The organism is Neisseria sp. HMSC15G01 (genome assembly GCF_001808255.1).
Classification (GTDB): Bacteria; Pseudomonadota; Gammaproteobacteria; order Burkholderiales; family Neisseriaceae; genus Neisseria; species Neisseria subflava_A.
This window is the reverse complement of the sequence record NZ_KV792654.1, coordinates 1-13,434: the sequence shown is the minus strand read 5'-3', so window position 1 is coordinate 13,434 and position 13,434 is coordinate 1. Positions and strand designations below refer to the sequence as shown.

Genomic DNA, 13,434 nt, shown 5'->3' with positions numbered 1-13,434 from the left:
AGGCCGTCTGAAATATTCAGACGGCCTTTTTAATTAATCCATATCACTTTCGGGCAATTCTGCCGAACCCATGCGGCGCAGGATGATATTGGTTTTGTTGTGCATCCGTTTGCTCTTAGGGTGGTCTGCGTAAAACAGAGGAGCCGGAACGCGTGCTGTGAGCTTGGCGGCTTGTTGGCGTGTGAGGGCGGAGGCAGGTTTCTTGTAGAAATACTGGGACGCCGCTTCCGCGCCGAATACGCCGTAGTGCCATTCGATTGAGTTCAGATACAGCTCAAAAATGCGGTCTTTGTCGGTAACGGCTTCCATCATCGCGGTAATCGCCGCTTCTTCACCTTTGCGGATGTAGCTGCGGCTTTCGTTGAGAAACAGGTTTTTCGCCAGTTGCTGGCTGATGGTCGAACCGCCGGCTTTGACTTCGCCGCTTTGCTTATTGCGTTTCATAGCGTATTTGATGCCGTTCCAGTCAAAGCCGCTGTGTTCGGCAAAGTTGGCATCTTCGGAAGCAATCAGGGCTTTTTTGAGGTTGACGGAGATTTGGTCGTAAGGCACCCAGCGGTAGTCCAGCTCGACATCGCGGCCTTCTTTTGCAAACTGGCTCATGCGCATGGACATGAAGGCGGTTTTGCTAGGTGCGACGGCGCGGTAGGTAATGATGTTGCCGTACACATAAGCGTTGAAGAAAATGAAGATGCCGATGGGCAGGGCAATCAGCCATTTAATGATGCGGAACATGGTTACAGGGCTTTCATGTATTCGATAACAGGGCGGATATCGGGTGTAAATCCGCGCCAAATATGGTAGGAGGCGGCAGCCTGACCGACCAGCATGCCCAGGCCGTCTGAAACTTCGGCCGCGTCGTTGCTTTGGGCAAAGTTCAAAAATGTCTGCGCCGCGTCGCCGTAAACCATATCGTAGGCAAGGCGGCAGTTGCGGAAAATTTCAGGGCTGACGGCAGGAAGCTGACCGCTCAAGCCGCCGGACGTGCCGTTGATGATGATATCAAAACCGCCGTTCAAATCCGCCATCGGGACGGCTTCAATGCCGAAAAGCCGCGCCAATTCCTCGGCTTTGGCATGGGTACGGTTGGCAATGACGATACGGGCAGGGCGGTGTTCTTTCAAAACCGGAATCACGCCGCGCACCGCGCCGCCTGCACCCAAAAGCAAAATGGTTTTGCCTTCAATGGCAATGTTTTTAACCTGCGTGATGTCGTTGGCCAAACCGATACCGTCGGTATTGTCGCCGCGTATTCTGCCGTCTTCCAACCACACCAGCGTATTGACCGCGCCGGCAGCCAAGGCGCGGTCGGAATGTTCGTCCGCCAGCGCAAAAGCTTCCTGCTTGAACGGAACGGTTACATTCGCACCTTGCCCGCCCTCGGCGAGAAACGCCGCAACAGCCTCGGCAAAACCGCCGATTTCGACACAAATGCGTCCATATTCGATGGCCGCACCTTCCTGTAGCGCAAACTGCTGATGGATTTGCGGCGATTTACTGTGTGCAACGGGATTGCCGAAAACGGCGTAACGGGGGAGGGTAGTCATGGTCGTGTTCCAAAAGACGGGACGGCTATTTTATAACGGCGGCGTACAGATGGAAACGATGCCGTCTGAAACGGTTGTCAGGTAGCATGATGGAATATTTGTTTCTTGAAAAAAAAAAAGTCATTTTTTTACAATTTAACTTTATTTTGTTGATAAGAACGAAAGGGGCAGACATGAAAAAGATGTTGTGCTTGGCAGTATTTGCATTAGGGTTGGCAACACCGGCGGTGGCGGAAGATTGGGTGTTGCTAGGTATTAACAGTAACAATACTACCATATTTGGTGATGCAGACAGCCGTACGGACAATAGTGCATGGTTTGAAACAAGGTACGCCGAGCCGAAAAAGATGATTAGCAATGGAAAATTTTATAATACAGCTAAAGCGTTGGAAGAAATGGATTGCAGTGGTAAACGTTTTAGGGCTTTGACAGTAACGTGGTATTCCGAATCGGGAAACCCTATCGGTTCTTATACACCATCCTATGCCGAATGGAGTTATGTTATTCCCGGTACGGGTGGAGAGAGTGTGTACAAATTTGTCTGCAACCGCTATCCTCGCTGATCGTTTTTAAACCAAACAACAGATGCCGTCTGAACTGCTTTCAGACGGCATCTGTTTTGTCGGCATTCGGACAAAAGGGCGGGCATTCCGCTTTTGAACAGACAAACCGAAGCATATTGTTGACAATCTTGCCGTCTGAAACTATATTTCATTGCGTAAAAACGGGTGCCCTGATGTATTTCAGACGGCCTTACCGTGGTAGAATAACAACTTAAACCCATTCCCTCAGGAGCTGAAGATGTCCATCAAAGACGCTGTAAAACTGATTGAAGAAAGCGAAGCCCGCTTCGTAGATTTGCGCTTTACCGATACCAAAGGCAAGCAGCACCACTTTACCATCCCCGCACGCATCGTCCTCGACGATCCCGAAGAATGGTTTGAAAACGGTCAAGCGTTTGACGGTTCGTCCATTGGCGGTTGGAAAGGTATTCAGGCTTCCGATATGCAGTTGCGTCCCGATGCGTCTACGGCCTTCGTCGATCCTTTCTACGACGATACCACCGTTGTCTTTACCTGCGACGTTATCGACCCGGCCGACGGTCAAGGCTACGACCGCGACCCTCGCTCTATCGCACGCCGCGCCGAAGCCTATTTGAAATCTTCCGGTATCGGCGACACTGCCTATTTCGGCCCTGAGCCTGAATTCTTCGTTTTTGACGGCGTAGAATTTGAAACCGATATGCACAAAACCCGTTACGAAATCACTTCCGAAAGCGGCGCATGGTCAAGCGGCCTGCACATGGACGGTCAAAACACCGGCCACCGTCCGACCGTCAAAGGCGGTTACGCACCTGTTGCACCGATTGACTGCGGCCAAGACCTGCGTTCTGCCATGGTCAATGTTTTAGAAGAACTCGGCATCGAAGTGGAAGTGCATCACGCCGAAGTCGGCACCGGCAGCCAAATGGAAATCGGTACCCGTTTCGCCACTTTGGTTAAACGCGCCGACCAAACCCAAGACATGAAATATGTGATTCAAAACGTTGCCCACAACTTCGGCAAAACCGCCACATTTATGCCCAAACCCATCATGGGCGACAACGGCAGCGGTATGCACGTTCACCAATCCATTTGGAAAGACGGTCAAAACCTGTTCTCAGGCGACGGCTATGCCGGTTTGTCCGATACCGCCCTTTATTACATCGGCGGTATTATCAAACACGCCAAAGCCCTGAACGCGATTACCAATCCGTCCACCAACTCCTACAAACGCCTCGTGCCGCATTTTGAAGCACCGACCAAATTGGCATATTCTGCTAAAAACCGTTCTGCTTCCATCCGCATTCCGTCTGTGAACAGCAGCAAAGCACGCCGTATCGAAGCGCGTTTCCCTGATCCGACCGCCAACCCATACTTGGCATTTGCCGCTTTGTTGATGGCCGGTTTGGACGGTATTCAAAACAAAATCCATCCGGGCGACCCAGCCGATAAAAACCTGTACGACCTGCCTCCGGAAGAAGATGCATTGGTGCCTACCGTTTGCGCTTCTTTGGAAGAAGCACTGGCCGCCCTCAAAGCCGACCATGAATTCCTCCTGCGCGGCGGCGTGTTCAGCAAAGACTGGATCGACAGCTACATCGCCTTTAAAGAGGAAGATGTCCGCCGCATCCGCATGGCGCCGCATCCGCTGGAATTTGAAATGTATTACAGCCTGTAAAACAGCTGAGGCATTTTAAATAGGAAATCAAAGGCCGTCTGAAACTGGATTTGAAGTTTCAGACGGCCTTTAGGCTTGAAATAGATAGGGCGATCGAATTAGGTATGATAGTGAGAAGCAATGAATCATGCTGTTTGAAAGCCTTTATGGAATCGGTTCCTTGTGTTAAATTGTGCTAATAAAATCATTTCGTCAAAAAGGTTGGACAGAATGAAGAAGATAATTGGTTTGGCCATTGCTGCGGCATTTGGTTTGAGCGCGTGCAGTAATTTGGATCACAAAACCGCGCACGAGGTCATGTCGATTTCCAATGACCGTATTTTAAAAGAAGACCACAGCTTTAACATCACAGGCAGCTCTCAAGTATATATCAGCCCATTGGCTGAAGCTGTATTGGCAGATGAAAAGGTGGAAAAGAAAACCGAAGCGAAAGCAGAGGATGCCAAAGCCAAAGAGGGGGAGGCGGCAGCCTCTATGGAGGTTGCTCAAGAAGACGACGCTGCTTTGAAGCAGGAGTTTTCTGAACGAGAAGAGGCTGAGTTCCGCAATGCAATGCTTGATGCCTTGCCGGACGGCAATATCGCACAAGTTGCCGTTGATTATCTGGATAAATATCCTGCCATATCCAGTTACATGGAAGGGGTTCATCTGAATTATGAGGTAGCTGTTGACCTATCAACGCGTCAGTTTGAGATGATTCCTGAATTGGCCATCAACAACCACAATGAAAAACTTAGTATCAAACTTCCTATGAAACTGGATGCGGCAAAATGGGAAGTCTATGTTGATCCGCCTGCCAGCGTGTCTGCCATTGTTAATGCGTACACCGATGAGAAAATCGGCAAACGTTTAATCAAAGAACCTTTAAAATTGAGTTTGAAAGAAATCGGTGATTCGAAAGGCGTGCCTTTTGATCATATTGCAGAGGCAGGGGTGCGTGCTTTTTTGAGTGCTAATAAGGCTATGCCTGCCGATGCATATGTATTTAAAGAAATGGATGCCTTTGGTAAGGCAAACCATGCACGCTATCGTGTACGTCATGTCATGAAACCAGAGTATGATTCAGTCGTAATGAAGGCAGTGGCTAAGGCTTTTGATGAAGAATTGTCGAAATTACAGAAAACGCCCCAACCAGGGTCAACAGAAGAAGATTATAAAAATGCGCGGGAATTTTTCAGTATGTTTGTCAGCATAAGTGATAACCAGCCACTTAGCTTCCAGCGTATATCCGGTAACAATCCTGTTGTCGACTATTATCTTGACCGCAAAGGCCGTATTTTGGCTTCCCGCATGTATATGCAAATCAACGGCACACATAAGGCCATCAATATTATCGGCGACAACGTGTACAGCAATTACGGCAAACCAGTCTTCAAATTGAATCCGCAAGGTAAAGGCATTACTTGGCGAGAGCTGAAAGAGTTTTTCGGTTCGGACAAAAAACAGGAAGATTAAAGCCTCAGGCCGTCTGAAAGGATATTTAAGGATATTTCTGTTTTCAGACGGCGTGTTTGATAAGGAAAAACATGTTTGCAAATTTTGATTTAGGCGTATTTCTGCTGGCAGTATTGCCTGTGTTGTTGGCCATTACCGTGCGCGAAGTGGCACGCGGTTATACGGCGCGTTATTGGGGCGACCATACCGGCGAGCAGCTTGGGCGTTTGACGCTTAATCCGCTGCCGCACATCGACCCTGTCGGTACGATTGTCGTGCCGTTGGTGTGTCTGATGATAGGCAGTTTCCTGTTCGGCTGGGCGCGTCCTATGCCCATTGATTCGCGCAATTTCCGTGATCCACGCCGTGCGTGGCGTTGGGTGTCGATTTCAGGCCCGATTGCCAATTTGATTTTGGCGTTCTTTTGGGGCTTTGTCGTCGTACTTGCTGCGTATGTGCCTGAGTCTTATCAAGCGCCCTTGGCGCAGATGGCCGGTTACGGCGTGATGGTGAACTCGATTTGGGTCGCATTCAGCCTGATTCCGATATTGCCTTGGGACGGCGGTATTTTTATCGATACCTTCCTCAACGCCAAGCAGTCCATGCAGTTCCGTAAAATCGAGCCATACGGCACATGGATTATCCTGATCCTGTTGTTTACCGGCCTGCTGGCCAAACTGATTTGGCCGATTATTGCCATGATTCAGGACGCAGTGGGGATGGTTGTCATGTTGTTTATTTGAATGTTTTGGCTGAAAAGGCCGTCTGAAACTCAGTTTCAGACGGCCTTTTTCATTGTGCAACATGTAAATACGATTGGAAAAGTTGCTTAAAAATTGTACAATTTCAGCCCTTTCAATTTGGCGCACACATCATGCACATCGGCGGCTATTTCATTGACAACCCCATCGCACTCGCCCCCATGGCAGGCATTACGGACAAACCGTTCCGCCGGATTTGCCGCGAGTTTGGTGCAGGGTGGGCAGTGTGCGAAATGCTGACCAGCGATCCGAGCTTGCGCCATACCAAAAAAACTTTGCGCCGCAGCGATTTTGAAGGCGAGGGCGGAGTGGTGGCCGTACAGATTGCAGGCAGCGATCCGCAGCAGATGGCGGATGCTGCGCGGTATAACGTCAGCCTCGGGGCGCAGGTAATAGACATCAATATGGGCTGTCCGGCCAAAAAAGTTTGCAATGTGCAGGCAGGCAGCGCATTGATGCAAAACGAGCCTTTGGTTGCCGAAATCTTGGGAGCCGTTGTCAACGCGGTGGACGTACCCGTTACCCTCAAAACCCGTTTGGGCTGGCACAATGAACATCAAAATTTGCCGACCATCGCCAAAATCGCCGAAGAATCAGGCATCGCAGCCCTTGCCATCCATGGCCGCACCCGTACGCAGATGTACAAAGGCGAAGCGCGTTACGAACTGATTGCCGAAACCAAAGGCCGTCTGAACATTCCCGTTTGGGTCAACGGCGATATTACCTCGCCGCAAAAAGCCGCCGCCGTCCTCAAGCAAACCGCCGCCGACGGCATCATGATAGGGCGCGGCGCACAAGGCAGGCCGTGGCTTTTCCGTGATTTAAAACATTACGCCGAATACGGCGTTTTGCCTCCGGCCTTAAGCTTGGCAGAATGCAATACCACCATTTTGAACCACATCCGCGCCATGCATGAATTTTATGGCGAAGTGGCCGGAGTACGCATCGCCCGAAAACACATCGGCTGGTACATCGACGAAATGCCCGAAGGCGAACAAACACGCCGGGAAATCAACCGCTTGGACAGCACCGCAGCACAATACGACACCCTTGCCGCCTATCTTGAGACGCTTTCAGAGAAAACCGACCGCTGGGTGTGTCACTATCGGGAAAGCTGAAGAGTTTCAGACGGCCTCATCATCTAAAAATAAATCTATTTAAAAACAAACTCAAAGAAAGACATCACGATGAATCAAACGACTACTGACATTGCGCAATGTATTGAACAAAACTTACGACAATACTTCAAAGACTTGGATGGTACGGAACCTTGCGGCGTGTACGATATGGTGTTGCACCAAGTCGAAAAGCCGATGCTAATTTGCGTGATGGAACAATGCGGCGGCAACCAATCTAAAGCGGCGGCCATTTTGGGGTTAAACCGCAATACCCTGCGTAAAAAGCTGCAGCAGCATGGTTTGTTGTAATAGAGAGGAATAGGGTGCATTGCTGCCTACCTATCATGAAAGAGCCGGCCGGGTCATTCATCCATTAGTTGGATATTTTTGGATTTGTTGACACAATCAAAATAAAAACAGCTTGAAAAGGCTTCAGGCCGTCTGAAGACCAGAGAAGAAACGATTAATTTTTTTACCATGAGTTGAACCATGCTTTACCAAATACTCGCACTGTTAATCTGGGGCAGCTCGTTTATCGCTGCCAAATATTCCTACGAGATGCTCGATCCGACGCTGATGGTTGAGGCGCGATTGTTGATTGCCGCATTGATGGTGCTGCCGTCGTGCCGCCGTCATTTGGGCAGGATTCCGCGGAGCGAATGGAAGCCGTTGTTGTGGATTTCCTTTGTCAACTACGTTGTCGTTTTGATGCTCCAGTTTATCGGTTTGAAATATACATCTGCCGCCAGCGCGGTTACCATGGTGGGGTTGGAGCCTTTGCTGGTGGTCTTTGTCGGTCATTTCTTCTTCAACGACAAAGCCAAACTTTACCACTGGATTTGCTGCGCGGTGGCGTTTGCCGGCGTGGGCATGATGGTAATGGGCGGCGCGGAAGAGGGCGGTACGATTGACTGGTTCGGCTGTTTGCTGATTTTACTTGCAGGATTCGGTTTTGCAGGCGTGATACGTCCGAGCCAGCAGATGATTGTCCGTATTGGTGCGCCTGCATTTACCGCGGCTTCCATGGCGGTGGCGGCGGTGTTGTGCCTGCCGTTTTCGCTGGTGTTGGCAGACAGTTATCAAATCAATTGGTCATGGGGCGGTACGCTGTCGGTTTTGTATATGGGGATTGGTTGCAGTTGGCTTGCCTATCTGTTGTGGAACAAAGGCATGAACACAGTCCCTGCCAACGTCTCCGGCCTACTGATCTCGCTTGAGCCGGTCATCGGCGTTATCATGGCGGTGTTAATTTTGGGCGAACATTTAAGTACCATGTCTGCGATGGGCATTACCGTCGTTATTGCGTCCACTTTTGTCGCCGGTATGCTGACGCGTGTGAGCAACAAACATAAAAAGGCCGTCTGAAAACGGTTTCAGACGGCCTCAAGTAAGCAGTATTATTTTCAATAAAACATTTTGGGAAAATTTCTATGAAACACATTATTTCCCTACTTTTAAAAGAAAATGGGATTTAAATAGGTAAAAGCAAAAGGCCGTCTGAAACCAAGTTTCAGACGGCCTTTTGCAATAAAATTGTTAACAATATTTGTAAAAACCTACTGCCAAAAATGCGAAACTGGAGGATAATACCGCCCTGAAATTTCATCCCATACTGATTAAACCTTCAACAAAGGAAATCCAAATGTCTTCCATCAAACGCGCCCTGATCAGCCTATCCGACAAGACAGGCGCAGTCGAATTTGCCCAAACCCTGACCAAGCTCGGTGTTGAAATTCTCTCTACCGGCGGTACAGCAAAACTCTTGGCTGATGCAGGCGTTCCCGTTATCGAAGTTGCCGACTATACCGGCTTTCCCGAAATGCTCGACGGCCGCGTGAAAACCCTGCATCCGAAAATCCACGGCGGTATCCTCGGCCGTCGCGATTTGGACGAACACGTCGCCAAGATGGAAGAACACGGCATCGGCAACATCGACCTCGTGTGCGTCAACCTCTACCCCTTCGCCGCCACCATCGCCAAACCAAACTGCACGCTGGAAGACGCGATTGAAAACATCGACATCGGCGGCCCGACCATGGTGCGTTCTGCCGCGAAAAATGGTAACACGTCGCCATCGTTACCGATACCGCCGATTTCCCGGCCATCGCCGTCGAACTCGAAGCCAACAACGGCGCATTGAGCGACAAAACCCGTTTCAACCTCTCATGCAAAGCATTCAGCCATACCGCCCAATACGACGGCATGATTTCCAACTACCTGACCTCGCTTTCAGACGACGTCTTGAGCGGCCAGCCCCAAATCGGCGAATTCCCGAGCCAGTTCAACCAAAGCTGGATTAAAGTGCAAGATATGCGCTACGGCCAAAATCCGCACCAACGCGCCGCGTTCTACCGCGATATTTACCCAGCCGCGGGCAGCCTTTCCGCCTACAAACAGCTGCAAGGCAAAGAATTGTCTTACAACAACATCGCCGATGCCGATGCCGCATGGGAAGCCGTCAAATCCTTTGACGCGCCAGCCTGCGTGATTGTGAAACACGCCAATCCGTGCGGCGTAGCCATCGCCTCCAATACCTTGGATGCATACAAACTCGCTTACGCCACCGACACCACCAGCGCATTCGGCGGCATCATTGCCTTCAACCGCGAAGTTGACGGCGAAACCGTCAAACAAATTACCGACAACCAATTTATGGAAGTCCTCATGGCGCCGAAGTTCACCGCCGAAGCCCTCGAAATCGCCGCCGCCAAGAAAAACGTGCGCGTATTGGAAGTGCCGCTTGAAGCAGGTGCCAACCACTTTGAACTCAAACGCGTCGGCGGCGGACTGTTGGTACAAACCCCCGACATCCACCGCCTCAGCCGCGCCGATTTGAAAGTCGTCTCCAAACGCCAACCGACCGAGCAAGAATGGAACGACCTGATGTTTGTATGGAACGTCGCAAAATACGTCAAATCCAACGCCATCGTCTTCGGCAAAGGCGGTCAAACCTACGGCATCGGCGCAGGCCAAATGAGCCGCGTGGACAGCACCCGCATCGCCGCCCGCAAAGCGCAAGATGCCAATCTCGACCTTAACGGCGCATGTGCCGCTTCCGATGCCTTCTTCCCATTCCGCGACGGCGTAGATGTCATTGCCGAGCAGGGCATCAAAGCCATCATCCATCCGGCAGGCTCCATGCGCGACCAAGAAGTCTTTGACGCAGTGGACGAACACGGCATCGCCATGGTTGTAACCGGCATCCGCCATTTCCGTCACTAATAAGCTGATATAAAATAAAGGCCGTCTGAAAACAAAGTTTCAATATCATGAAACCCGTTTTCAGACGGCCTTTTTCAATCATCAAACAATTTAGCGGCTTAACTGCAAATCAGGACAAAGCAACCAAGCCCCAGCCAGCCCGATTCATACGGCAACACAACGCCGCCCAAGTCTAAAGCCAATCCCCTCAGAGCAAGAAACATGAAACACATCTTCCTCATCCTTACCCTCGCCGCACTCACCGCCTGCGCTTCCAGTCATACCGGCGGCTACGGCTATGCCGGCAACAATGGCGCTTCCGCAGGCGTGACCCAAACATTCCGTTGGTAAGGCCGTCTGAAAAAACAACACAGTTTTCTACAATAGAGAACAAACAAATCCCAAACGTAAAGGCAAGTTTTACACTTGCCTTTTTAATGTTATCTATCGGCTTAATAGCGCATAAATTCGTGTCATTTGCGCACTATTTATATGTTAGGAAAGGTCAAGGCCGTCTAAAAACAGGCTATGCAAAGCCATCACACGTTTCAAACCAATTTTCAATACAAATTTCATTAATTACCTAAATAAATCCAATATTCAAATCTATTACAATAGAAACTATCTAAATCATATATTATTTAATAATCATTATTGTTTAAGAATAAAAACGTAAAATCAAATAGCTAGAAAAAGCGTTTAAATAAAGCAACAAGTAAATCTAACGGGGATGACCGTTGAGAGCGAAAAAATAACACTTTATCGGAAGAGTTGATTTGCGAAACCAAACGCATATAAAATTTGGACAAGGATTCCGAATGCATTGAAGGAAGTTGACAAAAAGTGACTTGTTAAGAAACAAGCTGACAAAAAACGGCACATCGTTTCCCAAACTTCACAAGCTTCTGGAAATGTATCAGCATAAAATCCCATAAAACAGGCTTTTAGCTGCTATTCGGCCGAGTAGAGACTTTTGGCACGGGAATTGCATACACGAGATTACGGCATGAAACCGCATAAAGGGGAAACTCTGAAATGCGGCAAATGTGTGGACAGGCAGTTTACAGCCGAGCAACACGTCCCAAAAGAAATCAAACCCCTTACAGGAAAATCGATATGAATAAAGTCTTTAAAGTCATTTGGAACCACGCGACCCAGACATGGACCGCGGTTTCCGAGATCAGCCATGCACACGGCAAAAAATCCGCTTCTGACAAGCGTAAAGCCGTAGCTGCTGCAGTTGCAGCGGCAGGTGCTTTGATGGCTTCTAGTGCTGCTCAAGCAGGTGTGGAAACATCTGCTAGTACGATTACCATTAAATCAGATAATACCGGGAATGTCATTGGTACCAATCAAGGTATTGGCAATATCAATATCGGTACTGGCGCAAATACTTACAGAAACAACGGTAATAATGTAGTCTCTCATGACGCAATTGCGATTGGTTCTAGTGCGACTGGTACTGGTGATAAATCAGTAGCTATTGGTAAAGATGCAAAAGCAATTCAAGAAAATGGTGTTGCAGTTGGTTTTGGTGCAACTAATCAGTCTATTGACTCTGTTGCGATCGGTACAAAAGCAACATCAGGCAAAGATATGGACGTAGCTATTGGTAAGCAAGCAAATGCTAGTGGTGGCGAGTCTCTTGCTTTTGGTTCTGGATCAAAAGCATCTGGTCAGGCTACTATTGCCGTAGGTAAATCATCTAATGCTTCTGGTTCTTCTGCAGTTTCTGTTGGTTATGAGTCTGCTGCAGCTGGTAATAATGCTGTAGCTGTTGGTAAAAATACGACTGCAAGTGCTACCAATGCGGTTGCTGTTGGTTTGCGTGCTACTGCTACCGGTACTCGAGCTATTGCAACAGGTGCTGGTTCTACAGCAAGTGGCGAGCAATCTCTCGCAACAGGTTTTACAGCAAAAGCTTTGGGTAATAACTCTGTCGCTCATGGTAATGACGCAGTTGCTAGCCAAGCTGCTGACGTTGCTGTAGGTTTTGAAGCAAAAGCTGATGGTACCTCTACTGGTGCTGATGGTGATGGTGTTGTGGGTGCTAATAATGCCGGTTCAGCTATGGCAATCGGTACTAATGCTCAAGCAACCGGTATCGTAGCAACTGCCATCGGTCAACGTTCTCAAGCCCTGGCAAACGGTGCGGTAGCATTGGGTGGCGATGCTCAAGCTAAAAAAGGTTCTGCCGTAGCAATCGGTCGCGGTTCTGTCGCTGACGGCATTTCTGCTTCTGCCTTCGGTCCTGCTGCTAAAGCAAGTGCTCAATACGCGGTAGCATTGGGTGTACAAAGTAACGCTGCTTCTACGCAAGCGATTGCATTAGGCCGTGGCGCTCAAGCCAATGGCGGTGAATATGCAACTGCTCTGGGTAACGATGCTCAAGCAACAGCTAGAAACACTCTGGCTTTGGGTACTGAAGCTAAATCTACTATCGAAAACAGCGTAGCTCTGGGTAACGGTTCTACAACCAGCAACTTCGTACCTACTAGCAGCGGTACTGTTCGCGGCTACACTTACGGTGGTTTTGCAGGCGCAACCAGTGGTTTAAATGACGGCGCAGTATTGTCTGTAGGTTCTGCAGGTAAAGAACGTCAAATCCAAAACGTTGCCGCAGGCCGTATTTCTCAAACTTCTACCGATGCAATCAACGGCTCTCAATTGTTCGCCGTAGCAAGCCGCATCGAAAATCTGAATCCATTTGTATTCCAAGGCCACGATGGTAGCGGTAGCTCACCAGCTGCAGGTACATACAGATACGATCCTAAATCAAATGCCAATAACACCCTGAAACTGATCGCTGGTGAAGGTCTGAAAATGACTTCAAACGGCACTAACGAATACACCCTGAGCGTAGTAGGTGGTGGTGCTAAAGGCGAAAAAGGTGATGCTGGTCCTGCTGGCCCTAAAGGCGATACCGGCGAAAAAGGTGATAGCGCTCGCGGCTTAGCTGTTGGAGTTGAAGATAATAACGAAAACGGTACTCACACTATTACTATTACTAATTTAGATGATGGCTCAGTGACTACTACCATCGTTAAAGACGGTAAAAACGGTAAAGATGGTAAAGACGGTGCTACTGGCGCTAAAGGCGACAAAGGTGACCAAGGTGTAGCCGGTGCTAAAGGCGAAAAAGGCGACAAAGGT

General features: G+C 49.2%; 11 protein-coding genes and 1 pseudogene. 10 read left to right on the top strand and 2 right to left on the bottom strand.

Going from position 1 to position 13,434, the window contains the following annotated elements; genetic code table 11:
- Window positions 1-33 precede the first annotated feature (33 nt).
- Both mtgA and aroE read right to left on the bottom strand, forming a co-directional pair.
- Window positions 34-735: a monofunctional biosynthetic peptidoglycan transglycosylase gene (gene mtgA / locus HMPREF3139_RS00300; protein WP_003684244.1), complete on the bottom strand. Its 702-nt coding sequence runs from the start codon at window positions 733-735 to the stop codon at window positions 34-36.
- A 2-nt stretch (window positions 736-737) separates the two neighbouring features.
- On the bottom strand, window positions 738-1,547 hold the full coding sequence (gene aroE, locus HMPREF3139_RS00295) for a shikimate dehydrogenase (protein WP_070459352.1): 810 nt from the start codon (window positions 1,545-1,547) through the stop codon (window positions 738-740).
- A 173-nt stretch (window positions 1,548-1,720) separates the two neighbouring features.
- Here aroE and HMPREF3139_RS00290 point away from each other — a divergent pair, with 173 nt between their 5' ends.
- From HMPREF3139_RS00290 to HMPREF3139_RS00250, 10 genes and pseudogenes are all read left to right on the top strand, one after another.
- Entirely contained in the window at window positions 1,721-2,110 is a 390-nt protein-coding gene (locus tag HMPREF3139_RS00290; protein WP_070459789.1) for a surface-adhesin E family protein, read from the top strand.
- Window positions 2,111-2,348: 238 nt separating this feature from the next.
- The gene (glnA, locus tag HMPREF3139_RS00285; protein WP_049328869.1) at window positions 2,349-3,767 is read left to right on the top strand and encodes a type I glutamate--ammonia ligase; all 1,419 of its coding nucleotides are present in this window, start codon (window positions 2,349-2,351) and stop codon (window positions 3,765-3,767) included.
- Between the two features lie 210 nt (window positions 3,768-3,977).
- Window positions 3,978-5,222: a hypothetical protein gene (locus HMPREF3139_RS00280; RefSeq protein ID WP_070459349.1), complete on the top strand. Its 1,245-nt coding sequence runs from the start codon at window positions 3,978-3,980 to the stop codon at window positions 5,220-5,222.
- 71 nt (window positions 5,223-5,293) lie between these two features.
- On the top strand, window positions 5,294-5,944 hold the full coding sequence (locus HMPREF3139_RS00275; protein ID WP_049332294.1) for a site-2 protease family protein: 651 nt from the start codon (window positions 5,294-5,296) through the stop codon (window positions 5,942-5,944).
- A 131-nt stretch (window positions 5,945-6,075) separates the two neighbouring features.
- A complete protein-coding gene (dusB, locus tag HMPREF3139_RS00270; protein WP_070459346.1) occupies window positions 6,076-7,080 on the top strand; it encodes a tRNA dihydrouridine synthase DusB in 1,005 nt (334 codons plus the stop codon).
- Between the two features lie 69 nt (window positions 7,081-7,149).
- Entirely contained in the window at window positions 7,150-7,389 is a 240-nt protein-coding gene (locus HMPREF3139_RS00265; RefSeq protein ID WP_070459344.1) for a Fis family transcriptional regulator, read from the top strand.
- A gap of 180 nt (window positions 7,390-7,569) precedes the next feature.
- Window positions 7,570-8,445, top strand: a complete 876-nt coding sequence (locus tag HMPREF3139_RS00260; protein WP_070459340.1) for a DMT family transporter — start codon at window positions 7,570-7,572, stop codon at window positions 8,443-8,445.
- Window positions 8,446-8,722: 277 nt separating this feature from the next.
- A pseudogene (gene purH, locus HMPREF3139_RS00255) lies at window positions 8,723-10,302 on the top strand (bifunctional phosphoribosylaminoimidazolecarboxamide formyltransferase/IMP cyclohydrolase).
- Window positions 10,303-10,503: 201 nt separating this feature from the next.
- Window positions 10,504-10,632 carry a hypothetical protein gene (locus tag HMPREF3139_RS11125; RefSeq protein ID WP_283127000.1) on the top strand — a complete coding sequence of 43 codons (129 nt, stop codon included), beginning with the start codon at window positions 10,504-10,506 and terminating at the stop codon, window positions 10,630-10,632.
- Window positions 10,633-11,397: 765 nt separating this feature from the next.
- On the top strand, window positions 11,398-13,434 hold a 2,037-nt coding region (locus tag HMPREF3139_RS00250; protein WP_283126999.1), incomplete at its 3' end, for an ESPR-type extended signal peptide-containing protein.